The following is a 22,881-nucleotide window of genomic DNA, read 5'->3' on the forward strand; positions in this document are numbered from 1 at the left end:
TGCAAGCCAAGTTGGGGGCTTGGCAGGATGGAACGGGGCGGGCAGGGGCGCATTGGGTGTGAAATGAAGGAGTGCCTCTATTGCCCGGTGGACTAGTAGCCCTGCTCGACGACGTCTCGATCATTGCCCGTGCGGCGGCGGCATCGGTGGACGACATTTCCGTAGCCGCCAGCAAGGCCGGTTCGAAAACGGCGGGTGTGGTGATCGATGATGCCGCGGTCACGCCCAGCTATGTCACCGGCCTGTCCCCGGCGCGCGAACTGCCGATTATCTGGAACATCACCAAGGGCAGCCTCAAGAACAAGCTTCTCATCCTGCTTCCGGGTGCTTTGCTGCTCAGTTGGCTGCTCCCTAGCGCGATCATTTTCATCCTGATGCTCGGTGGGGGCTATCTTTCTTACGAGGGCGCCGAAAAGGTGATGGAAAAGCTGGGTGGCCAGAAGCACGGCAAAACGGTGGACGACGCGATCGACGATCCCGTAGCCTTCGAGAAACAGCGCATAGCAGGCGCGATCCGCACCGATCTCATCCTGTCCGCCGAAATCATGGCGATCACCCTTAACGAGGTCGCCTCGGAAGACTTCATCGTTCGAGCCGGCGTGCTGGCGGTCGTCGGTATTGGCGTGACTTTCGCGGTCTATGGGGCGGTCGCCCTCATTGTGAAGCTGGACGATATTGGCCTGCATCTGCGCGAGAAGGCTTCTGCTACCGCGCAGGCATTCGGAAATTTTCTCGTCAATTCGGTGCCTTACCTCCTGACCTTCCTGTCGTTCATCGGCACGATCGCCATGTTGTGGGTCGGCGGCGGAATTATCCTGCACGGTACGCACGAACTGGGCTTCGACCTTCTCTACGACATCGCCCATGGCGCCGAATATGCGGTGAAGGCTGCCACAGGCGCCATGTCGGGCTTTCTTGGATGGCTGGCCTATGCTGCCTTCTCGGCGCTGGTCGGCCTTGGCCTAGGCTTCGTGATCGCGATCCTGCTGCACAAGGTTCTCAAGGTCGGCAACACGCATGGCGAACACTGACCGACCGATCCTCTACACTTGCGCCGGTTCGCGCGGATTGCGTGCGACCTGGGCGGCGGAGGAGGCTGGCACGGACATAGACCTCAGGCTGCTGCCGTTTCCGCCGCGCTATCAGGCGCCAGATTACCTAGAGCTAAATCCGCTCGGTACGGTCCCGATGCTCGTCCTGGGCGAGGTCTCGATGACCGAAAGCTGCGCGATCGCCCATTATCTCGCGACACTGGGGCGCAACCTGTCGCTGGTGGTCGACCCGGCAGAGGCGGACTTCCCGGCCTACCTCGATTTCACCTATCATGCCGATGCGACGATCACCTTCCCGCAGACGGTGTTCATGCGGTTCGCTTTGTTCGAGAAGGAAAAGGGCTGGAGCGAGGCGGGCGAGGCCTATGCCAAATGGTTCTGGAAACGTCTGGTCAAGCTCGAACGGCGGCTCGTAGATCGCGACTACCTGTGTGGAGGCCGCTTCACCGTTGCAGATATATGCTGCGGCTACGCGCTGATCCTGGCGGGCAAGGTCGGGCTCGACGAGGGCGTGCCGCAGTCGCTCAAGGATTATCGCGATCGGCTGGTTTCGCGCGAGGGTTACAGGCGCGCGGTCGACCGCGAGGCTGCAGGTCCCGCCGCGATTTAGGCGAGCCTGCCGAACAGATCCCGAGCGAAGGTACTTAGCGTGTCATCGCGCGCGCCCATGATGACGATGCGATCGCCGGGGCGCGCTATGGTGGCTAGGCGGTCGCCCACCGACTTGCGGCTCGGGATGTATTCCGCATGCCCGCCAGTATCCTCGATCAGCCGGACGATCCGCTCGCTGCCTTCGCTGCGATCTACGGTGCCACCGTAATAGACTGGATCGCACAGGATGACGCGGTCGCCGTCGGAAAGCTCGTCGGCAAAGGTACGGGCTAGCTCGTCGCCCATCTGGCGCAGCGGCCCGTAGCCATGCGGCTGGAAGAAGGCGAGCACGCGGCCGGGGTGGGCCTTCAGCGTGCGCAGGGTCGCCGCGCACTTTTCCGGATTATGCCCGAAATCGTCGATCACCGTGATGGCTGAGACACTGGTGCCGACCACGTCGAAACGCCGCGCCAGACCTTCGAACCCGGCCAGCGCCTCGACTGCCTTTTCTACCGGGATACCGGCCGCAGCCGCACCCGCAATGGCGGCCAGCGCGTTCGACAAATTGTGTCGTCCTGGCAGGTTGAGCGTGAGAGCGTGTTCGCTGCCGTCGTGCCGATCGATCACGAGCGCCGCCTGCCGCATCGGTCCTTCCGCGATCGATCCCGGCACGATACCGATCTGCGCCTTCTCCTGCTCGATGCCGAAGGTGATGACTTCCTTCGCATGCGGGAGCAGCGCGAGCGCCTCGGGATCGTCCGCATTGATCACGCCGATCCGGCTGCGGGCAAGGTAGTCGCCGAACAGGTGACGCAGTTCCTCCATGCTCTTGTGGTCGAGGCTGACGTTGAGAAGGATACCGACGGCGGGGCGATAGAGCGCGATCGACCCATCACTTTCGTCGACTTCGCTGACGTAAAGGCTCTGCCCGCCGACCACGGCGCTCGCATAGGGGCGCTCGGGCGAGACGAAGTTCTTCATCACCGCGCCGTTCATGATCGTCGGTTCGCGGCCGCAAGCGTGCAAAATCCAGCCCAGCATGCCGGTAACGGTGGACTTGCCACTGGTGCCCGCGACGGCAAGCCCCGCGCCGCTGGTGTTGAACAGGATCGAGTTCAGTTCGGCGCGGCTGAGCCGTAAGCAATCGCGCTCCTTCGCACGCTGCACTTCGGGCACGGTGTCCTCGACCGCGGCGCTCGCGACTAGGATCTGCTCGCCCGAAACGATGCCGCTGCCGTCTTGGGGGTGGAGCGTGAAGCCCTGCCGTTCCAGCGCCCCGAATTTCTCAGGCGTGCGGCCCTGATCGCGGCTGCGGTCCGACCCTTCGACCGTGCAGCCACGGCCTTTCAATATCTGCGCCAGCGGCAGCATTCCCGATCCGCCGATGCCGCAAAAGAAAAACGGGCGGGCGAACAATTCATCTGGAGTGGGCATATCGCTCATGGCGGTGCAGCTATTGAGTTGTGTCGCGCGATACAAGCGCGCTAGCAGGCGCAGATGGTCAAAATTGCGATCTGTGCCCCCGGAAAACCGCTGAAGCGCGAACGGTCCGATGCGCTGAAAGCTCTTGTGGCGCGACGCGGCGATGTCTCGCTTCACTTCCATGAGCAGTGTTTCCTGGAAGAAGGGCATTTCGCCGGTAGCGACGAGGTACGCCTGGCGGCGCTGCTGGAGTGTGCCAATGATCCCGGTTTCGATGCGGTATGGTTTGCCATGGGCGGCTATGGTTCGAACCGGATCGCCGCGCAGGCGGTGGCGCAGATGAACGGAGCCGCGCGGGCCAAATCCTATCTCGGCTATTCGGACACAGGGTTCCTGCTCGGCGCGCTCTATCGGCACGGGATCGGGCGTGTGGCGCATGGGCCGCTGGCGGGCGACATCCGGCGCGAGGGTGGAGCGGAAGCGATCGCGCGCGCGCTCGACTGGTTGAAGGGCAAGGATAACGGACTCGAACCCGGTCTCGATGGGCGTCCCGCCGCGGCTTTCAACCTGACTACGCTCGCCATGCTGGTCGGCACCGACTTGGCTCCGGATCTTTCCGGCCACGTGGTCATGGTCGAAGAAGTAGCCGAGCACCTTTATGCTATCGACCGCCTGTTCTTTCACCTCACTCAACACCTCCGGAGTATAGCCGGATTGAGGCTCGGGCGGATCAGCGAAGTGCCGGAAAACGACCGGCCCTTCGGCAAAGACGAAGTCGCCATCGTGCGGGATTGGTGCGCGCGTAGCGGCATTCCCTATCTGGGGCGGGCCGATATCGGGCACGATGCTGCCAACAAGATTGTCCCCTTCGGGCTTGAGGCGCGCGCGGCACGCGCCTAGGCGCGGCTCCGCAAGGAGAGAATAATGACTGCATTCATCTTCCCCGGACAAGGCAGCCAGAAGGTCGGCATGGGCGCCGATCTCGCCGAAGCCAGCGCATATGCTCGCGAAGTTTTCGAAGAGGTCGACGAGGCGCTCAAACAGAATCTCTCGGCGCTGATGAAGGACGGGCCGGAAAGCGAACTGACAATGACGGCCAATGCGCAGCCTGCGATCATGGCCAATTCTGTCGCCACGGCGCGCGTGCTTGAAAAGGAATTCGGTGTCGCCCTGGCCGACCAGGCCGATTGCGTTGCGGGCCATTCGCTCGGGGAATACAGCGCGCTGTGCGCCGCCGGCGCTTTTTCGCTGACCGATACTGCCAAGCTGCTGCGCCTGCGCGGTATCGCCATGCAGGATGCGGTGCCGATCGGCGTTGGGGCGATGGCTGCCCTGCTGGGCGCCGATATCGACAAGGCGACCGCGCTCGCCGAAGCGGCGGCGCAAGATCAGGTATGTGAAATCGCCAACGATAACGATCCGACGCAGGTGGTCATTTCCGGCCATGCCGAAGCGATCGACCGCGCCATCGAAATGGCGAAGGACCATGGGATCAAGCGTGGCATAAAGCTTCCCGTCTCGGCGCCTTTCCATTGTTCGCTCATGGGGCCTGCTGCGCTGCGCATGAAGAATGCGTTGGGCGAAACGCCGCCTCAGGCGTTTGTTGTATCGCTGTTCGCCAATGTCACCGCCGAGCGCGTGACCGATCCGGCTGAAGAACAGCGCCTGTTGGTCGAACAGGTAACCGGACGTGTGCGCTGGCGTGAAAGCGTGCTCGCCATGCGCGAGGCGGGCATTGAACGCTTCGTCGAACTGGGCGGCAAGGTGCTTGGCCCGATGGTCGGGCGTATCGACAAAGAGGCGACCACCGTCAGCCTCGTCACCATGGAAGATCTCGAGAATTTCGCGAAGGAGAACGTGTGATGTTCAGCCTTGAAGGGAAGACCGCCCTCGTCACCGGTGCCAGCGGCGGGATCGGTTCCTCCATCGCCTATGCGCTCGCCAGGCAGGGCGCGCGGCTCGCGCTATCGGGCTCGAACGCTGCCAAACTGCGCGCCTTTCGCGAGCAGCTCAACGACGAGTTCGGCCACGATCACGTCGAAATTACCTGCGACCTGTCGAATACGAAGCAGGTTGAGGAACTGATCCCGGCGACAGTCGACACGCTCGGGCGCATGGATATCCTCGTCAACAATGCGGGTATCACGCGCGACAACCTTGCCATGCGGATGAAGGACGAGGAGTGGGACGACGTCATCCGCATCAACCTCGAGGCGAGCTTTCGCCTGATGCGTGCCAGCGCGCGGCCGATGATGAAGGCCAAGGGCGGGCGGATCATCTCGATCACCAGCATTGTCGGCCATACGGGCAATCCCGGCCAGATGAACTACACTGCCGCCAAGGGCGGCCTCACCGCGATGTCGAAAAGTCTCGCGCAGGAGCTTGCCAGCCGCAACATCACCGTCAACTGCGTCGCCCCCGGTTTCATCCGCACCGCGATGACCGATGCGCTGACCGACGACCAGAAGGCCGCAATCAATGGACGCATTCCGATGGGCCGTATGGGCGAGGGCGAGGAAATCGGTGCAGCGGTGACCTACCTCGCCAGCGACGAAGCGGCCTATGTCACGGGCCAGACGCTACATGTGAATGGCGGCATGGCGATGATCGGGTAGGGGAAGAGGGCTCTTTGTCTCGTGCGTGAAGCGCCTCCGCGCTTCCCTCGGCAGTTCCGTCCCGCTCCCCCCTCCCGACGGCCACGCGAATATCCTCAGTGCGTGGTCGAGAGGGAGAGCGGGACCGAACTGCAAGGTCGGGACGGATGTTCTCATCCCACCCGACAAAAACCTCCATACTTTTCCCCAAGGAATCCGCCCAGCGCGGCGTGCGGTCTTGCCCCCGATGCAACCCCCGCTAGGGTGACTGTCCGTATTCCGGCGCTGGTGGGGCGATTCCGGCCCTCTCGGTGCCCAAAAGGGACGAAAGTAGGACCATGAAGGCCACCATCGAACGCGCGACGCTGCTGCGTTGTCTCAGCCACGTGCAGTCGGTCGTAGAACGCCGCAACACGATTCCCATCCTTTCCAACGTGCTGATCGAGGCCGAGGGCGACAATTCGCTCAAGGTCATGGCGACGGACCTCGATTTGCAGGTGGTCGAGCATATGGATGCCAGTGTCGACAGCGCGGGTTCGATTACGGTTTCGGCACACTTGCTGTTCGACATCGCGCGCAAGCTGCCCGAAGGGTCGCAGGTGAGCCTGGAGGCGGCCGAAAACCGGATGGCGGTAAAGGCGGGGCGAAGCCGTTTCTCACTGCCCACGCTGCCCCGCGACGACTTCCCCGTGATCGTGGAAGGCGATCTGCCAACCAGTTTCGAACTGCCCGCCAGGACGCTGGCCGAATTGATCGATCGCACACGCTTCGCGATTTCGACGGAGGAGACGCGATACTATCTCAATGGTATCTTCTTGCATGTTTCGGACGAGGCCGAGCCGGTATTGAAGGCCGCAGCAACCGATGGTCACCGGCTTGCGCGCTTCACCCTGCCGCGTCCAGAGGGCGCCGAAGGCATGCCCGACGTGATCGTCCCGCGCAAAGCCGTGGCCGAATTGCGCAAGCTGCTCGAAGAAGCGATGGACGGAAACGTTCAGATCGACCTGTCGGCCAGCAAGATCCGTTTCACTCTCGGCGGCGAAGGTGGCGTGGTGCTCACCAGCAAGCTTATCGACGGTACGTTCCCCGACTATTCGCGAGTGATCCCAACGGGTAACGACAAGCTTTTGAGGCTCGATCCGAAGAGCTTCCATGAGGGTGTCGACCGTGTGGCGACCATCGCCACCGAAAAGACCCGTGCGGTCAAGATGGGGCTCGACAAGGACAAGGTAACGCTCACGGTCACTTCGCCCGATAATGGCACCGCGACCGAAGAGGTCCCCGCCGAATATGGGGCAGACGGGTTCGAGATCGGCTTCAACGCGGCCTATCTGAAGGACATCCTCGGGCAGATCGATAGTGACAATGTCGAGATACACCTGGCCGATGCTGGCGCTCCGACGCTGATCCGCAAGGATGAGAATTCGCCCGCGCTTTACGTCCTGATGCCGATGCGGGTGTAAGCGCTCGCATTGATCGACCGCTGACGCTAGCGTCCTCTTTCGAAGAGGAGATGCGAATGCAGCAGGTACATGTCCGTAAGGATAGCATCGGCGAAGCCGAACTCGTCGAGTGCGAGCAGGGCGCGCTGGCGGGAAATGCCGTCCGGCTCGACGTAGAGAGCTTTTCGGTCACGGCGAACAACGTGACCTATGCGGCGGTCGGCGACGGTTTCGGGTACTGGAATTTCTTCCCGGCGCCCGACGGCAAAGGTATCGTGCCCATGTGGGGGCATGCCCGCGTGATCGAGAGCAATCATCCCGATATAGCCGTGGGCGAGCGGATCTATGGCTATCTGCCAATGGCTAGCCATCTCGATGTGGTGCCGGGCAAGGTGACGGCCGGCGGGTTCACCGATATGACTGAACATCGCCAGCCGATGAGCCCGATCTACAACCAGTATTCGCGCCTGGCGGCCGATCCCGAGCACGATCCCGCGCGCGAAGGCGAGCGTATGATCTTCGGCCCTCTGTTCAAGACCGGTTTCCTGATCGAATATTTCCTGCGTTCCGAGCATTGGTTCGGTGCGACCCAGCTCATCCTCACCAGCGCTTCGTCCAAGACCGCCATGGCGCTGGCGAGCGTCGTCAGGCATCGTTCGCCGGATGTGAAACGTATCGGGCTGACCTCGGCAGGCAATGTCCGTTTCGTCGAAGAAAGCGGGCTTTATGACCAGGTGCTCTCCTATGACACGGTGGACGGCATTGTCGCCGAGCCTAGCGTATCGGTCGATTTCGCCGGCAATGCTTCGCTCCTCCGCGCCATTCACCAGCATCTCGTCTCGGTCCTGAAATATTCTTGCCTTGTCGGTGTTACGCATATCGAGGAGCGAGGCGAGGGGCTCGATGGGATTCCCGACCCGACCCCGACACTGTTCTTCGCGCCCGACCATGCAGTGGCGCTGTTCAAGACTGTCGGCCCCGAAGAAGCGTGGCGGCAGATCGCCCAAAGCTGGCGCGCTTTCCTCGCCGATGTGGGGGACAGAGTGAAGATCGAGCGCCAGGCGGGTCTCGCGGCAGCGCAGGATGCCTTCGTCCAAATGGTCGGTGGCGAAGTCGATCCCGCCAGGGGCATTGTGATTGAGCCCTAAACGGCGACCGCGCTGTTTGGTCAACGAAATGTCGTGTATTGCAGGTGAGGCAGGGGTATCAAACGGAATGCAGCACGGTGGCCGAATGGCGGTTCCCTTGCCATCTAGCCTCTTGGAAAGCGGCTCATCCACCAGGCGCAGCCATGCGACATCCTATCCGGCCGGTGGCGGCAATCCGTCCGTTTAACTCCTGCGTACCCTTAAGGTGTCGAAGCCTTTCGAGACAGGATCGACGAGTAGGTAAGCCTGTTCAGCTCCGTCGCTGATAGTACCTCGTTCGGCGATGCGCGTGCGGACTCGCGAACGGGTTGGAACTCCACCTCCTCGTTCTCTGACTGCCGGAAGACACGATGGATTCGAACAAAACCGAGGGGTGAGCATCCCCCCTGCGTAGAGCGTGATGTCGGTAAGGAGCTTGTTGGCTCCGGGCGAGAGGCCACCGGCCAACGATCGCGCCGCAATCGGCGGCGCTATACGCACAGGGAGTGAGAAATGAGATTTAGCGCGAAACCTTATCGCGGCGGTCTACTGGCAAGTTCTGCCAGCTTCGCAATGCTGGTTGGAACTCCAGCTTTGGGCCAGGAGAGCACGTCCGCAGAAGGCCTTAACGTGATCGTCGTGACCGCCGAAAAAAGGGAGAAGGATCTTCAGAAAGTTCCAATAGCAATCACTGCGATGAGTGGTGAAACGCTCACCGCTAACGGTATTTCGAACGTTGAAGACCTGCAATTCTTCGTGCCGGGGCTGACCGTTACAAACGATTCGATGGCCATAATAAACATCCGCGGCATCGGCACGTCGGCATTTGGGGTTGCTACAGACCCGAGTACAACGGTCCACTATGATGGCGTGTACATTTCGCGCCCGACGACAAGTTATCAAGATATGTTCGATGTCGAGCGGGTCGAAGTTTTGCGCGGACCGCAGGGTGTGTTGTTCGGTCGCAACTCCGCCGGGGGGACGCTAAACATCATTTCCAAAATGCCCACTGATGAGCTTACTGGAACTGTCGGTGTAACCCTCGGAAATCTAGGAAAACGAAAGTTCAGTGGCACCGTATCGGGGGCTGTTTCCGACGGCGCCAAGGCCCGGCTGACTTTGGTGAAAAACGATAGGAACGGGATTTATCGCGATCCAAATTCCGATCGTCGCTATCAAGACGAGAACAATTTCGCGGGACGATTTACCCTGGCGGTTGACGCAACCGATAGGCTCGAAATAGTGCTACGCGCTGACGTAAGCCGTGATCGCGAGACGGGCTATCCCGCCATTCGGGAGACCTACCCGGCATCACTCGTTGCCGCAGGCGCAACCGTTCCGGCTCAACGCAATGAAATAGCTCTGGACGCAGTTCCCCGCTATGATATCGACGCATGGGGTGTGTCCTCCACTATCCGATTTGATGCCGGTTCTGTAGAATTAAAGTCCATTACTGCATTCCGATCGAGCGATGTTGACCAGGTACTCGACGTAGATGCGACGGATATCTTTCTGCGGAATATCGAGTTCGCTGAGTCATCAAAGTCTTTCACTCAAGAATTTCAGATCTTGAGCACCAGGCCTTCCCGTCTGACCTGGATATTGGGTGCCTTCTACCTCAGGGAAGACGGCGAGGACGAGATACAGATATTGGAGCCCAACCGCGCGCTGGCGATACCGGAATCGAATACAACCGATGCTTTCGCACTGTTTGGTCAAGCGAGCTATGAATTTACGGATAACCTGCGTCTTACGACGGGTTTGCGATACAGCTATGAGAAGAAGGACTTTGGATATCGCATCCTCTCAAACGATGAAGAGGTGGATAGCGGCTCTCCTACGGCATCTTGGTCGGCATGGACGCCAAAATTTGGTCTGGAGCTGGATTTGAGCGAGGACATCCTGGCCTATGCCTCCGCAACTCGCGGATTCAAGTCGGGAGGTTTTCAATTAGGTGATGCGAAACCATTTCTTCCTGAATATCTTTGGAGCTACGAAGTTGGTCTGAAAACGACTCTGTTCGATCGGAAACTTCAAGCCAATTTCTCGTCATTCTATTACGATTATTCGAACTTGCAGGTTGTCCAGTACATTAATGGCGTTGCGAGTACGACCAATGCAGGCAGAGCGACGATCAAGGGTGTAGAAGCGGAATTTCAAGCGAAGCCCACCAGAAACCTTTCGCTCACTTCTACGATTTCCTGGCTCGATGCCCGCTATGATGTCTACTTCGACGATCAAGTGAGTCTGGAGGGCAACCGTTTACCGAATGCTCCGAAATGGAATGCGACATTCGGTGCTGAATATCGAGCGCCGCTCGGTTCTGCAGGGTTCCTCACCCTACGTGGAGACGTCGCGCGGCGAGGCACGGCCTATTTCAAGCCGAGCAATGATCCACGCTATGCGAGTTCCCCAACTACGCTGGTGAATGGGCGGATATCCTGGGAGCCGTCAGGAGGGCAGTGGGAAGTTGCGCTCTACGGACGGAATTTAACAGACGAACGCTATGCCACTTACAAGACATTTGGCACCGACGCGACGGGAGTATCCAACCCCGACCTGCCACTGACGGTGTATGGAGAGCCACGCCAATATGGCGTCGAGCTGAGGCACTTCTTTTGATCTCTAAGAATAAGTCGGACGATCTCGATCACAGAGCCGCGTCGTGATCGGGGTAAGACAATAACCGTCTTGTTGAAGTGCTCGAGAGGCGAGTGGGTAGGATACCCCCTCGCCTTTCCCACAGCTTGTGTGATCAATTGGAGTGCGGCGAAAAGGCGCTAGTTGGCCGGGCCACCCCGATGATGTTGCGCATCAAATAGCGCGCGAAGATGTAGATGAGGATCCTATCTAATAGGGCTCGCGTGCCTATTGGAAAACCGCTCAGGCGGCCCGGGCAAGCTCCGCTTCGGTGGCCGGGGCATCGAGGAAGGTCCGCAATCTGGCGACGCTTTCATCCGCGTGGGTCAGCAGGAACAAGTGCCCGCCACCCTCGATCACTTCGAGCTGGGCGTTTCGGATGGCCGAAGCGAGAATCCGTCCGTTGATGAGGGGAACGATCTGATCGTCGTCACCCATCATGACGAGCACCTCCTTGCTCATGAAGGGAAGGGCAGGAAGGCTGGTCCAGCCGATCATGGCGAGCAATTGATAGAAATAGCCGCGCGGGGATGGCGGTTTGAGGCGCCCGATATGGCTATCTTTCTGATGCGCCTGCCCGTCGGGATCGACTCCGCCGTAAAGCGTCTGGAAGTGTTCGTTCATGAATTTGGGATCGATATAACGGCGCGGGTTCGCCATCTTGGTGAGCGCTGCCGGGTTCCCCGGCACCATCAGCATGCCTGGTGTCGTTGCCACCAACACCAGCCGCCGGGTTCGCTTTGGATACTGCAGGGCAAAATGCTGCGCCATTGCACCGCCCCAGGACACGCCCATCACATCGACTTCCCCGAGTCCCAACTGATCGAGGATCAGATTTGCGGTCCAGCTCATGGTGAAGGGGTTGTAGGGCAAGGTCGGATCGGGACTTTCGCCCGTTCCCGGCATATCGAACATCACGAAAGGGCGTTCGGCGAGCATTTCGGCAAGCGGGGCAACCGCTTCGATATTCGCGCCGATGCCGTTGAAGAACAGGATCGGTGGGTGCTCGGATGCTTCGCCCAGCCGCCAGTGCGCGACCCTTAGCGTCCGCCCGCCCGCCTCCATCATCTCGATGGTTGCAGTCATGGGTTCGTCTTTCGATGCCGTCACACGGGTTCCTTCGTAAGAGGGTTAGCAAGGTTCCATAACGTAGAGACCGGGAGCCGGGTCCAGCGGGGTATAGTTTTTGTTCCCCAGCTTTGCGGGGGCTTTCTTCTTTTCGCCGGCTCGCGCCTGGAGCCATTCCATCCAGTATGGCCACCAGCTCCCGCCTACTTCCTCAGCACCGTTCAGCCATTCGTCGGCCGTTTTCGGCAGCGTGGTCTGGCCGTCCTTGTGGACATAATACTTTGCTTTCGGATTGCCCGGCGGGTTGAGGATCGCCTGCATATGGCCCGAATGCGATAGGACATAGGTCACATCTTTCGATCCGAACAACCGGGTCGACCGATAGGTGGCCTTCCACGGCGTAATATGGTCGGTCACCCCGCCGAGGACGAACAGGTCGCTGGTCACTTTGGAGAGATCGATCTTGTGATCGACCATCTCGACCTCGCCCTTCTTGGTGAAGGCAAGCGTTTCGAAGATTGTCAGAAAATCGCCCATCAAACTGGCTGAAAGGTTGGTCGCATCCGCGTTCCAGAACAGCACGTCGAAAGCCGGTGGGTCCTGGCCGAGCAGGTAATTGTTGATGACGTAGTTCCAGATGAGATCGTTCGGTCGCAGCCAGGCGAAACCCCGCGCGAGGTCGTCGCCCTTGATGACGCCCTTTTTCGCCGCACGGCGCTTGGCCAGGGCCAGACCGTTCTCGCTGATCAGCGAGCCCGCCTCAATATCGTTCTGCTTTGGATGAAGCACGCAGACCATCAGCGTCAGCGCGCCGAGCAGATCGTCCTCGTCCGAAGCCATCTTGCTCGCCAGCATCGAAGCTGTCTGACCGCCCGAACAACCGGCCGAGACATTGACCTTCTTGCTGCCGGTGATCTTGCTCACCGCCTCCATCGCCTCGCGGCAGGAACGGACATAATCGGCCATGTCCCACACGCCCTGCTCTTTGCTTGGATTCTTCCAGCTGATGACGAAGGTCTGGATGCCGTTATCGAGCTGATATTTCACCACCGACTTTTCGGGCGAGAGATCGTTGATGTACATCTTGTTGATCTGCGGCGGGATGGTCAGTTGCGGGATCTCGTAGACCTCGTCGGTAGTCGGAGCATACTGGATCAGCTCCATCATCTCGGTGCGCAGGACCACCGAGCCTTTCGAGGTCGCAATATTCTCGCCCAGTTTGAAGGGCTTCTTGTCGACCTGGCTGACCATGCCCTTATTGTTGACCATATCGTCATAGGCGTTCTTCAGCCCCTTGATCAGGCTTAAACCGCCACTGGTGATCGCCATCTTCTGCGCGCTGGGATTGCCGACCAACGTATTTGTGGGGGCCAGCCCGTCAATGACAATGTTCGAGATGAAGCGCGCTCGGTCCTTCTCGAGCTCGTCTAGCTCGAGGTCCTCCAGCCAGTGCGAGGCTCCCTTCTGGACGGCCAGATAGTACTGCATGCCCGCACGCATGAAGGGGTTGTATTGCCAAGCCGGGTCTTGGAACCGCTTATCCTTGGGGTGAGGCGCCAGATCGCTCTGGCCGGTCATGATCTTGATCATGTCCTCGCCCATCGCCTGACTGTGCTTCATGACGCGTTGCGGGTCGGAAGCCGTTTCGCGCAACATGACCGCGATCGCGCCGAAGATATCCTCTCGCGTCAACCCCACCAGGGGGCCGAGGGCGCTGGTATGTTGTGCAGCTTCGTCTTCGAGTCTGGCCATATTAAACGATCTCCCCGGTATTCACGTTGCTTCTTTTCTGGTGCGAGCCTTAGAACGGTTCGCGCGGCGCGGCCGTTCCAGATGTTGGCGGGGCTTATGCGCCACGAGCGGCAATCATGCTGTCGATATCGACGAACTTCTCTCTCGGTGCCCCTTTGCGCGCGGCAGCGATCTCGGCCTCTTCGATCTTCTGCCAGTCCCGGAAGGTGACGATTTCCAGACCTCGCGTTTGCGCCAGTTCGTCAAAGCCTTCGCGGCCGCGCTTGCGCGATCCCCCACCGATGTCCTGGTCGATGATATCGATGACCGCATAGCCATCGGGGCGATTGGTACCGATCGTGCCGCTCGGGCCGCGCTTGGCCCAGCCCACGCAATACAGGCCTGGCAGAATGCGCCCTTCGTCATTGGCGAAGCAACCCGCGCGCTCGTCGAAAGGGACCCCCTTGAGCGGAGAAGTCCGGTAGCCGATGCAAGTAACGACCAGATCGGCCGGAACACGATAGGTTTCGCCCGTTCCGACCGGGCGTCCGGCTTCGACCTTCGTCCGTTCGACTTCGACGCCGACTACCTTTCCGCCTTCGCTCACGATCGCTTTCGGATTGGCGAAGAAATCGAACTCTATGGCGATGGGTTTCTCACCATGGATGTTCTCGGGGATGGCGGCGAAATCGCGCAGGAGCGTGACCGACTTGCGCATACCGGGTTCCAGAAACGCATCATCTTCTATTGGGGGTAGGTCGGCACCATCGACATGCGGGCTTGCTCGGTCGAGATGCAGGAGTTCGCCCAGTTCCTTCGGCGTCATCATGATCTGGTGCGGTCCGCGGCGGCCGAGTATGGAAATCGTCTCGATATTGCTCTCGCACAGGGCTTCGAGCGCGTGCGCAACAATGTCGGAACCGGCGAATTCGTGTTGCGATTTGGACAGGATGCGCGCTACATCGAGTGCGACATTCCCCATGCCCACGACCACTGCATGCTTGCCCGAAAGATCGGGGTCGAGCCGCGCGAATTCGGGATGACCATTGTACCACCCGACGAAGGCCGCGCTGCCAATGACGTTGCGGCTTCCCGCTCCATCGATGTCGAGCTGCCGATCTCTGGGCGCGCCGGTGGCAAGCACGACCGCATCGTAGAGCGAGGTTAGCTCTTCCACAGTGATGTCTTCGCCCACCGTGACATTGCCCGCAAAGCGGACCGTATCGCCAATCGCGGTCTTCTCGTAGCGTCGTGAAACCGCCTTGATCGATTGGTGATCGGGAGCCACGCCAGTGCGGATCAGGCCGAAAGGCACCGGCAGCTTGTCGTAGACATCGATAAGGGCATCCTCGCCCCATTTCTTAACCGCCGCTTCCGCCGTGTAATAGCCCGCCGGACCAGAGCCTACGATCGCGATGTGCCGCATGTCTCTCTCCCACAAGACAGACGATCCATGCACATCTGCCGCCCCCCTGGCAAGCGACCGTGCCGCGCGGAAGACACTTTGTGATCATGGTTATCCCTTTGGCAAGGAATTGTCCTTACCCCGGTAAACCGTTGAAGGGCGTAGGGCATGAGAGTCAGGTAAGGCCATTGGGAGCTCGATAGGAATGGCTGGGTTCTTCTCGCGATCCGCGCGGGCAATTGCGGAAGATGACGGGACCTCGGGGAATGAACCGCTGCGTCCCATCGACGCTTCCGACGCAGCCCGCCGGGTCGAGCTGCTCGATAGTTTCGAGGCCGCCGGGCTGGGCTGGTTCTGGGCCACCGACGCCAAGGGACGGCTGATCTATCTTTCAGAAAACGCCGCACACGCGCTGGGCTGGACGCATGGGGAAGCGATCGGCAAGCCGCTTGGCGAACTGTTTATTCCTGAACCGTTAGATGCGTCCGAAACGGCAGGGCGTTCGCTCGCCTTCTTACTCAGTGCCCGCCATTCCATCAGTCAGCTCAATGTGCGTCTGGCGGTGGAAGGCCAGGATGTCTGGTGGGAAATCGCGGGTAAGCCGCAGTTCGACGAAAAGCAGCGCTTTACCGGATATCGTGGCAGCGCAAAGGATGTCACGACGATCCGCGAAAGCCAGCAGGATGCCGAGCGGTTGGCACAGTACGATTCGCTGACAGGCCTGGCCAACCGCCACCGCATGACCGAGCGATTGACTTCGATTCTCAAGGCCTATCGCAATTCCAAGCGCACCTGCGCGCTGATGATGCTCGACCTGGACCGATTCCAGCAGATCAACGATACGCTGGGTCACCCGACCGGCGACGAACTGCTCAAGCAGGTTGCCGGACGCCTCGGCCGCATCGTTGGCGATAAAGGCGAAATCGGGCGTCTGGGGGGCGATGAATTCCAGATCGTGCTCCCCGATATCGATGATCGCGGTGCGCTGGGTGAGCTGGGGCAACGCCTGATCCAGATGATTTCGCAGCCCTATTCGATCAATGGCGCCCGCGCGATCATCGGCACGTCGATTGGAGTTGCCGTCGCGCCGTATGACGGTCTGGATACTGAGGAGCTGGTCAAGGCGGCGGATCTCGCCCTTTATACTGCAAAGGGTGGGGGCAGGGGACAATACCGCTTCTATTCGAGCGATCTCCAAGACGGGGCCAAGCATCGCCGACAGATCGAAGACGATCTGCGCGATGCGATCGAAGTCGGCCAGATTTCGATGCATTACCAGCCACTTGTCTGCACTCAGGCGCACAGGGTCAAAGGTTGTGAAGCGTTCATGCGCTGGGATCATCCGGATCGTGGGCCGATCTCTCCCAGCGTCTTCATCCCGGTGGCCGAGGAAATCGGGATCATCAGGAAAATGGGCGAATGGGCGCTCAACGAGGTTTGCCATCAAGCCAAAGCATGGCCGCTGGATCTGCCGGTCGCGATCAATATTTCGGCTGTGCAATTCGCACATGACGACTTTCCGCAGGTGGTGCAGGCCGCGCTGTCCCAGAGCGGACTCGACCCTGAACGCCTCGAGCTCGAGATCACCGAAAGCGTGTTTCTCGGCGACATGGGGCGCACACAGCGTATTTTCGGGGAACTGAAAGAAATCGGGGTCAAGCTGGCGTTGGACGATTTCGGAACGGGCTACAGCTCTCTCAGCTACTTGCGGACGGCCCCCTTCGACAAGATCAAGATCGACCAGAGCTTCGTTCGCGGGGCAACCGAAGATGGGAATAACAACGCCGCGATCCTGAGCGCCATCGTGGGTCTTGCCGATGCTCTAGATATGGAAACGGTGGCCAAAGGAGTCGAAGCAAAGGACGAACTGGATCTCGTTACCGAACGCGGTGCGACCCTGGTCCAGGGATATATTTTCTCCCGGCCAATGCCTAACGACGAGTTCGTCGAGGACCTCCAGCGGAGCGAACCGACATACGAGCCGCGCGGGCCAGCGAAATACCGCGCCGACCGCAAGACGGTGTTCCGCCGTATCGGCCTGATCCACGAGGACAGCCGCTACAAGGTGGTGATGCGCAACCTGTCGAAGACCGGCGCGATGATCGAAGGGCTGCTCGAAGTGCCCCTGGGTACCGAAGTTGTGCTGGACCTTGGCGGCGGCCAGCTTGTCGTTGCCACGGTGCGTCGTTCGAAGGGGTCGGTTCAGGGCGTGGAGTTCGAAACATCGCTGATTAGCGACGGTGCCGACGGCCTGTGCACGCGTCACCGGGTCTCCCCCTATCAGATCGAAGCCGCGGGACGCCCGCTCGCGGCTCTTCCGCACGATCCCTATGCGCTGATAATGTCCGAGCGCCTGAATTCCGGGGCTCGGAAGAAATTCGTAGAGGTCGAGGTGGGCAATCCCAAGCCTGGCACGGGCTACTGATTGCTAATCCGGCACGCCAGGTTGAGGCCGACCATCCCGGCAAGGGTGGCAGGGACCCGGTCGACTCTGACGATGCAGCGGCGCGATCGGTTTGTGGACGAACAGTGCGCGAAAGGCCTGGCGCGCTTTGCTAGCTGACAGGCGGTTTGAGTGCAGCTAAAGGGCGCTCGCAATGACTGACCTTTCCAAGATCCGCAATTTTTCCATTATCGCGCATATCGACCATGGTAAGTCCACGCTGGCCGACCGGCTGATCCAGCACTGCGGTGGGCTGACCGACCGCGAGATGTCCGAGCAAGTCCTTGATAACATGGACATCGAGAAGGAACGCGGCATCACCATCAAGGCGCAGACCGTGCGCCTCGACTACACTGCGCGCGATGGCGAGACCTATGAGCTCAACCTCATGGACACGCCCGGCCATGTCGACTTCGCCTATGAGGTCTCCCGCAGCCTCGCCGCCTGCGAAGGCGCGCTGCTGGTGGTGGACGCCGCGCAGGGCGTCGAAGCCCAGACGCTCGCCAATGTCTACCAGTCGATCGAGCACGACCACGAGATCGTCCCCGTCATCAACAAGATCGACCTCCCCGCCGCCGAGCCCGAGCGCGTCGCGGAAGAAATCGAGGAAATCGTCGGCATCGAGGCCACCGGTCCGTGGGAGGAAGGCGGCGCCGTCCTCACATCCGCAAAATCCGGCATCGGCATCGAGGAAACCCTGGAAGCCCTCGTCAAGCGCATCCCGCCCCCCAAGGGCGACCGCGACGCGCCATTGAAGGCCATGCTCGTCGACTCATGGTACGACCCCTATCTCGGCGTCGTCATCCTCGTGCGCGTGATGGACGGGGTCATCAAGAAGGGCCTCAACGTCAAGTTCATGCAAGGGGGCACGCAGCACCTGATCGACCGCGTCGGCTGCTTCACCCCCAAGCGCACCGACCTGCCCGAACTCGGCCCGGGCGAAATCGGCTTCATCACCGCGCAGATCAAGGAAGTCGAACAGGCCCGCGTCGGCGACACCATCACCACGGTGAAGGGTGGGGCGGAGAAGGCGCTGGCGGGCTACAAGGAAGTCCAGCCCGTGGTTTTCTGCGGCCTCTTCCCGGTCGACGCGGCGGACTTCGAGAAGCTGCGCGAAAGCATCGGCAAGCTGCGCCTCAACGATGCGAGCTTCAGCTACGAGATGGAAAGCTCCGCCGCGCTGGGCTTCGGCTTCCGCGCCGGCTTCCTCGGCCTGCTGCACCTGGAGATCATCCAGGAACGCCTCTCCCGCGAATACGACCTCGACCTCATCACCACGGCCCCGTCCGTGGTCTACCGCGTCCACCTCGGCCATTCGAAGAATGAAGAGGCCAAGACGATCGAGATCCACAACCCCGCCGACTGGCCCGACGTCAACCGCATCGAGACGATCGAGGAGCCGTGGATCAAGGCGGTGATCTACACGCCCGACGAATATCTCGGCGCCATCCTCAAGCTGTGCCAGGACCGCCGCGGCATCCAGACCGACCTCACCTATGTCGGCGGCCGCGCGCAGGTGAGCTACGAGCTGCCGCTGAACGAGGTTGTGTTCGACTTCTACGACCGGTTGAAGAGCATCAGCCGCGGCTATGCCAGCTTCGATTACGAGCAGATCGGCCTGCGCGAAGGCGACCTCGTGAAGATGAACATCCTCGTCAACAACGAGCCGGTCGACGCGCTATCGCTGATCGTCCACCGCTCCGTGGCCGAAGAGCGCGGCCGCGGCATGTGCGAGCGCCTGAAAGACCTCATCCCGCGCCACCTGTTCAAGATCCCGATCCAGGCCGCGATCGGCGGCAAGATCATCGCCCGCGAAACCATCGCCGCCCTGCGCAAAGACGTGACCGCCAAATGCTACGGCGGCGACATTACGCGGAAGAAGAAGCTGCTGGAGAAGCAGAAGAAGGGCAAGGCCAGAATGAGGGAATACGGCAACGTCTCGATCCCGCAGGAAGCCTTCATCGCCGCGCTGCGGATGGGTGAAGAGTGACCTCATTCTGGGATGCGGGAGCGCCCGTAGGGCGGCCTGTCCCCGCAAAGGCGGGGAGGAACGTGAGCATTCCGCAGGAGCCGTTTATTGCGGCGCTGCGGATGGGGGAGGAGTAGGCGACGTTCTTACCGACCCAAATAATTGGGGCGGTAAACGAAGGTAAATTTGCCCCTAATACGTCTGTGGATTGCGACTCAGAGGCACTTGCCTGTGGGTCGCTTTGGATTCAATTATGGATGGCTGACTAGAATTGGGAGGTCGGGGTGGAGCCCGACCTCCCCTTCAACCACCAAAACCTGAGCGGTCGCGGTGGAGGCCGTTTCCGCTGTGGAAACATCGTGACTATGTTCTCGGTGCACATGGCCCGTCAAGCGACCGCTCTATTGAGCGAGAGGAGCTACGAACATGGCTATCTACAGCCTTATCCACAGCGGCGTCTCGTCGAGACAAATGAGATACCGCTATGGCATTGGAAAACATTCACTTACGTAAGCTTCTGAAGATACTTTTTCTGGAGCAGAAAATGCGGCAATCTGCTCTGCGAGCAGATATTCGCGAAGATATCCGCCGTGAGACTGGAGAAGTCGGAGGTGGTGGCGATTTCTACAGCCCCTTTTGGGCGGATGCCAAAGCGCATGTTTTCGGAGGTGCTGATCTTCGATATCTCACTGCTGCGCGGGTCAATGCGAATGCTCGAAGGGCCAACCTCTATCCGCAGCTTCGCGATGGTTTCCTTCGATGGTGGGAAGAAAAACGGCGTTGGACTAACATGCCTTTTAAGCCTGGTCGCAAACTAAAAGCCCGTATCAAATTTCCGAATTTGGACGCTACCGTTAAAGTTGATAATATTCTAACAGTCGTGGACGCGAATGATGATGAGCACATTGTCTATTCGTATTTTGCTCCTGAGCCGGCATTAAACCACGAATCTGCACGCCTTGGTCTTTGGTTGCTTTCACGAGCCTTTCCTACAGTTCCGGTGAACGAGCTACGCATTTTAGATATTATTCGAGGAAACGTCTTCTCATTAGATCGCAATCCTTTAGGCGGAGATGAGGAGTTTGAGTTTATAGCTAGATATGCTCGTTTGATTGAAGAGCGCGATAAGCTTCGGAAGGAATATGACTAGAATGGAAGGGGATCGCCACTTGGAAGATTTTTGGTCTTGTAGGCGTTCAGGGTGGACAAAACACCCTGAAGATGCACGCACGCCGGGTGATGTGGACTACGCGCGAGTGATCCATTCGGGTTCGTTCCGTCGCCTCCAAGGTAAAACTCAAATCCTGAATCTAGGTGATAGTGATTTTTACCGCACGAGACTGACTCATTCGCTAGAAGTTGCCCAAATTGCTGGCGGTTTGGGCGCTCAAATCCGCAAGAATTTTCCAAACGATGAGGCCACGCAATTTGTACCAGACCGCAGCATGCTGCAGGCCATTGCATCCACCCACGATCTTGGACATCCCCCCTTTGGCCATGGCGGAGAGGTGGCCCTAAATTATTGCATGCGGGAAAATGGAGGTTTCGAGGGGAATGGACAAACTCTACGGATTCTAGCCAAATTGGAAAAATTTTCGGATTCTGATGGCGCCGACCTTTCCCGAGAAGCGCTGCTAGGCGTTTTGAAGTATCCTGTTGCTTACAGTGCAGCCGTAAATCCCAAGATTATCCCAGACATGCTGCCTGACACTAGTGGCACCCCACTGCTTGATCGCGAGGTCTCAAAGCCTCCAAAGTGCTATTTGGACAGCGAGGCTGACGTCGTTGATTGGTTGCTAGAACCTCTGTCTGAGACCGACAGGAAACAATTCCAACAGTTCGATTTGAAGCAGGGCAAACATGCCAAGGCTCGGCACAAGTCGTTTGCTTGCAGCATAATGGACTTAGCCGATGATATTAGTTTCGGCATCCATGACATGGAGGATGCCTTAGCCCTTAGTCTCGTTAGTCAGTCTGGTTTCCGTCGGCACGTTTCGCCGGAAAAGTGCGAGGGACTGCTCGATTATTTAAACAGCAATTATGCTGGGCAGTATGGCAACGATGTCTACGGCGGTTGGGTTAAGCGAATCTTCGGGGATGGTTCTGAGCGGAAGCATCAAATCAATCGGATATTGAACTTTGTGATTACGAGCGTTGAGATTGATGAATTGACAGAATTTGCTGAACCGCGCTTACGATACCGTGCCAAACTACCGGAACCAGTTGCTCGCTTTGTCGAGGCGGTGAAAGAATTTATCCGAGAGGAAGTCATTTTTAACCCGAGCGTTCAGCATCTAGAATTCAAAGGTCAGATGATGGTTATCGCTGTTTTTGAAGTACTTAAATCTGATCCCAAGAGCTTTCTGCCTAAGGACATATACGCGAAATTTATTGAGAGCGGCGATCCGCTTAGGGATATTTGCGACTATGTAGCTGGAATGACTGATACGTATTTACTCCGTACTTACGAACGGCTGTTCGCACCCAGAGTTGGTTCCGTATTTGACAAGCTTTGATCAAAAATGACCTTCGGCGTTTTCATGCACAAGGATGGGTCGATCTACGACGACATCCCCGAGGTGCATTACCAGTTTCCGAAGAGCTATCTCAGCCGCGCACAACAAATGGTCGGCGATTGGATCGTCTATCGCGAGCCGGTCAAGATTCCCAACTCAAAGAGGTTGCCTGCTGGCAAATTGAACGACAACTGCCTTACTGAAGCACCTCTCCAACCAAGCTCGGCCGCTTTGCGATCATGGCCAGCAACACCTGCGCCGGGCCGCTCGGCTGGCGCCGTCCATGTTCCCAATTAAGCAAGGTCCCCTTTGCCACACCGATGCTACGGGCGAATTCTGCCTGTGACAGGCCAGTTTTCGCGCGGATGGCCACGACATCGACCTGCGGCACCTGGACCTGATGGACTCGTGCGCCGGTGTCCTTGCTTTCGGCGAAGGCGAGGGCTTCGGTTAGGCCCTGCTTGATGCTTTCATAAGCGCTCATGGTTTGTCTCCGTATCGCGCAATCAGCGCCTTGCTCAATGTGACCAGCTCGGCTTTTTCCGCCGGGGTCAGATTGTCTTTCTCGTTCTTCGCGAACACTGTCAGCAGGAACAGCGGCATGTGCCGTCCACCGAAAACATGCAGCGTTCGATAGCCTCCACTTTTTCCGCCGCCATCTCGCGCGATCCGCGCCTTCCGCAATCCTCCACCTAGCGAAACGCCGACTTCCGGGTTGGCAGCCAGGTAGTTCACTATGCCAATCCGTTCATCCTCGGACATGATGGCCTTGGCGCGGCGCAGAAACTCAGGCAATTCGACGACGGTCTGAAGCTGCGACATTGCGAGATATATATAATCCATTGACGTATGTGTCAATGAATCATGACGTCAGCGCCGTG

At 59.2% G+C, this 22,881-nt stretch carries 18 protein-coding genes; 12 read left to right on the plus strand and 6 right to left on the minus strand.

The window, feature by feature from the left end; translation table 11 throughout:
* Positions 1-80 precede the first annotated feature (80 nt).
* Together MUY37_RS07150 and MUY37_RS07155 are read left to right on the plus strand one after the other, a co-directional pair.
* Positions 81-1,031, plus strand: coding sequence for a DUF808 domain-containing protein (locus MUY37_RS07150; RefSeq protein ID WP_499194661.1), 951 nt, complete (start codon positions 81-83; stop codon positions 1,029-1,031).
* Positions 1,018-1,662, plus strand: coding sequence for a glutathione S-transferase family protein (locus MUY37_RS07155; protein ID WP_499194662.1), 645 nt, complete (start codon positions 1,018-1,020; stop codon positions 1,660-1,662). The genes MUY37_RS07150 and MUY37_RS07155 overlap by 14 nt, the downstream gene beginning before the upstream one ends.
* Here MUY37_RS07155 and MUY37_RS07160 read toward each other — a convergent pair.
* A complete protein-coding gene (locus tag MUY37_RS07160; protein WP_499194663.1) occupies positions 1,659-3,086 on the minus strand; it encodes a glutamate ligase domain-containing protein in 1,428 nt (475 codons plus the stop codon). The two genes, MUY37_RS07155 and MUY37_RS07160, sit on opposite strands and share 4 nt — an antisense overlap.
* A gap of 54 nt (positions 3,087-3,140) precedes the next feature.
* Between MUY37_RS07160 and MUY37_RS07165 the strand changes: the two genes are divergently transcribed.
* The 6 genes from MUY37_RS07165 to MUY37_RS07190 all read left to right on the plus strand — a co-directional run bounded on the left by MUY37_RS07165 (position 3,141) and on the right by MUY37_RS07190 (position 10,850).
* The gene (locus MUY37_RS07165; RefSeq protein ID WP_499194664.1) at positions 3,141-3,965 is read left to right on the plus strand and encodes an LD-carboxypeptidase; all 825 of its coding nucleotides are present in this window, start codon (positions 3,141-3,143) and stop codon (positions 3,963-3,965) included.
* Between the two features lie 24 nt (positions 3,966-3,989).
* Positions 3,990-4,928 carry an ACP S-malonyltransferase gene (gene fabD / locus MUY37_RS07170; protein WP_499194665.1) on the plus strand — a complete coding sequence of 313 codons (939 nt, stop codon included), beginning with the start codon at positions 3,990-3,992 and terminating at the stop codon, positions 4,926-4,928.
* Positions 4,928-5,680, plus strand: a complete 753-nt coding sequence (gene fabG / locus MUY37_RS07175) for a 3-oxoacyl-[acyl-carrier-protein] reductase (protein ID WP_499194666.1) — start codon at positions 4,928-4,930, stop codon at positions 5,678-5,680. The genes fabD and fabG overlap by 1 nt, the downstream gene beginning before the upstream one ends.
* Positions 5,681-5,997: 317 nt before the next feature.
* Positions 5,998-7,122, plus strand: a complete 1,125-nt coding sequence (gene dnaN / locus MUY37_RS07180) for a DNA polymerase III subunit beta (RefSeq protein ID WP_499194667.1) — start codon at positions 5,998-6,000, stop codon at positions 7,120-7,122.
* A 56-nt stretch (positions 7,123-7,178) separates the two neighbouring features.
* Positions 7,179-8,249, plus strand: a complete 1,071-nt coding sequence (locus MUY37_RS07185) for a DUF2855 family protein (RefSeq protein ID WP_499194668.1) — start codon at positions 7,179-7,181, stop codon at positions 8,247-8,249.
* 492 nt (positions 8,250-8,741) lie between these two features.
* The gene (locus tag MUY37_RS07190; protein ID WP_499194669.1) at positions 8,742-10,850 is read left to right on the plus strand and encodes a TonB-dependent receptor; all 2,109 of its coding nucleotides are present in this window, start codon (positions 8,742-8,744) and stop codon (positions 10,848-10,850) included.
* A gap of 261 nt (positions 10,851-11,111) precedes the next feature.
* On the opposite strand, the gene MUY37_RS07195 is transcribed toward MUY37_RS07190, so the two are convergent.
* The 3 genes from MUY37_RS07195 to MUY37_RS07205 all read right to left on the minus strand — a co-directional run bounded on the left by MUY37_RS07195 (position 11,112) and on the right by MUY37_RS07205 (position 15,093).
* Positions 11,112-11,954, minus strand: a complete 843-nt coding sequence (locus tag MUY37_RS07195) for an alpha/beta fold hydrolase (RefSeq protein WP_499194670.1) — start codon at positions 11,952-11,954, stop codon at positions 11,112-11,114.
* A gap of 45 nt (positions 11,955-11,999) precedes the next feature.
* Positions 12,000-13,688, minus strand: a complete 1,689-nt coding sequence (locus MUY37_RS07200) for a PHA/PHB synthase family protein (protein ID WP_499194671.1) — start codon at positions 13,686-13,688, stop codon at positions 12,000-12,002.
* 94 nt (positions 13,689-13,782) lie between these two features.
* On the minus strand, positions 13,783-15,093 hold the full coding sequence (locus tag MUY37_RS07205) for an FAD-dependent oxidoreductase (RefSeq protein ID WP_499194672.1): 1,311 nt from the start codon (positions 15,091-15,093) through the stop codon (positions 13,783-13,785).
* A gap of 184 nt (positions 15,094-15,277) precedes the next feature.
* Here MUY37_RS07205 and MUY37_RS07210 point away from each other — a divergent pair, with 184 nt between their 5' ends.
* The 4 genes from MUY37_RS07210 (at position 15,278) to MUY37_RS07225 (ending at position 22,000) form a co-directional block, all read left to right on the plus strand.
* The gene (locus tag MUY37_RS07210; RefSeq protein ID WP_499194673.1) at positions 15,278-17,497 is read left to right on the plus strand and encodes an EAL domain-containing protein; all 2,220 of its coding nucleotides are present in this window, start codon (positions 15,278-15,280) and stop codon (positions 17,495-17,497) included.
* 172 nt (positions 17,498-17,669) lie between these two features.
* On the plus strand, positions 17,670-19,505 hold the full coding sequence (gene lepA, locus MUY37_RS07215) for a translation elongation factor 4 (RefSeq protein WP_499194674.1): 1,836 nt from the start codon (positions 17,670-17,672) through the stop codon (positions 19,503-19,505).
* Between the two features lie 463 nt (positions 19,506-19,968).
* A complete protein-coding gene (locus MUY37_RS07220; protein WP_499194675.1) occupies positions 19,969-20,634 on the plus strand; it encodes a hypothetical protein in 666 nt (221 codons plus the stop codon).
* Position 20,635: 1 nt separating this feature from the next.
* Positions 20,636-22,000, plus strand: a complete 1,365-nt coding sequence (locus MUY37_RS07225; protein WP_499194676.1) for an anti-phage deoxyguanosine triphosphatase — start codon at positions 20,636-20,638, stop codon at positions 21,998-22,000.
* Positions 22,001-22,196: 196 nt separating this feature from the next.
* Here the strand turns inward: MUY37_RS07225 and MUY37_RS07230 are convergent, their stop codons facing one another.
* Positions 22,197-22,484: a helix-turn-helix domain-containing protein gene (locus MUY37_RS07230; protein WP_499194677.1), complete on the minus strand. Its 288-nt coding sequence runs from the start codon at positions 22,482-22,484 to the stop codon at positions 22,197-22,199.
* Positions 22,481-22,843, minus strand: a complete 363-nt coding sequence (locus tag MUY37_RS07235; RefSeq protein WP_499194678.1) for a type II toxin-antitoxin system RelE/ParE family toxin — start codon at positions 22,841-22,843, stop codon at positions 22,481-22,483. The genes MUY37_RS07230 and MUY37_RS07235 overlap by 4 nt, the downstream gene beginning before the upstream one ends.
* Between the last annotated feature and the right edge of the window lie 38 nt (positions 22,844-22,881).

The sequence above is a fragment of the Qipengyuania sp. ABI-127-1 genome (assembly GCA_022953095.1).
Lineage (GTDB): Bacteria > Pseudomonadota > Alphaproteobacteria > Sphingomonadales > Sphingomonadaceae > Qipengyuania.

Excerpts from the sequence above, each read along its gene's own strand:
- MUY37_RS07190 (WP_499194669.1), top strand. The coding sequence starts at position 8,742 with ATGAGATTTAGCGCGAAACCTTATCGCGGCGGTCTACTGGCAAGTTCT.
- fabG (WP_499194666.1), top strand. The coding sequence starts at position 4,928 with ATGTTCAGCCTTGAAGGGAAGACCGCCCTCGTCACCGGTGCCAGCGGC.
- MUY37_RS07160 (WP_499194663.1), bottom strand. The coding sequence starts at position 3,086 with ATGAGCGATATGCCCACTCCAGATGAATTGTTCGCCCGCCCGTTTTTC.
- MUY37_RS07155 (WP_499194662.1), top strand. The coding sequence starts at position 1,018 with ATGGCGAACACTGACCGACCGATCCTCTACACTTGCGCCGGTTCGCGC.
- MUY37_RS07205 (WP_499194672.1), bottom strand. The coding sequence starts at position 15,093 with ATGCGGCACATCGCGATCGTAGGCTCTGGTCCGGCGGGCTATTACACG.
- MUY37_RS07230 (WP_499194677.1), bottom strand. The coding sequence starts at position 22,484 with ATGAGCGCTTATGAAAGCATCAAGCAGGGCCTAACCGAAGCCCTCGCC.
- lepA (WP_499194674.1), top strand. The coding sequence starts at position 17,670 with ATGACTGACCTTTCCAAGATCCGCAATTTTTCCATTATCGCGCATATC.
- MUY37_RS07235 (WP_499194678.1), bottom strand. The coding sequence starts at position 22,843 with ATGGATTATATATATCTCGCAATGTCGCAGCTTCAGACCGTCGTCGAA.
- MUY37_RS07165 (WP_499194664.1), top strand. The coding sequence starts at position 3,141 with ATGGTCAAAATTGCGATCTGTGCCCCCGGAAAACCGCTGAAGCGCGAA.
- MUY37_RS07210 (WP_499194673.1), top strand. The coding sequence starts at position 15,278 with ATGGCTGGGTTCTTCTCGCGATCCGCGCGGGCAATTGCGGAAGATGAC.
- MUY37_RS07200 (WP_499194671.1), bottom strand. The coding sequence starts at position 13,688 with ATGGCCAGACTCGAAGACGAAGCTGCACAACATACCAGCGCCCTCGGC.
- MUY37_RS07195 (WP_499194670.1), bottom strand. The coding sequence starts at position 11,954 with ATGACTGCAACCATCGAGATGATGGAGGCGGGCGGGCGGACGCTAAGG.
- fabD (WP_499194665.1), top strand. The coding sequence starts at position 3,990 with ATGACTGCATTCATCTTCCCCGGACAAGGCAGCCAGAAGGTCGGCATG.
- MUY37_RS07185 (WP_499194668.1), top strand. The coding sequence starts at position 7,179 with ATGCAGCAGGTACATGTCCGTAAGGATAGCATCGGCGAAGCCGAACTC.
- dnaN (WP_499194667.1), top strand. The coding sequence starts at position 5,998 with ATGAAGGCCACCATCGAACGCGCGACGCTGCTGCGTTGTCTCAGCCAC.
- MUY37_RS07220 (WP_499194675.1), top strand. The coding sequence starts at position 19,969 with ATGGCATTGGAAAACATTCACTTACGTAAGCTTCTGAAGATACTTTTT.
- MUY37_RS07225 (WP_499194676.1), top strand. The coding sequence starts at position 20,636 with ATGGAAGGGGATCGCCACTTGGAAGATTTTTGGTCTTGTAGGCGTTCA.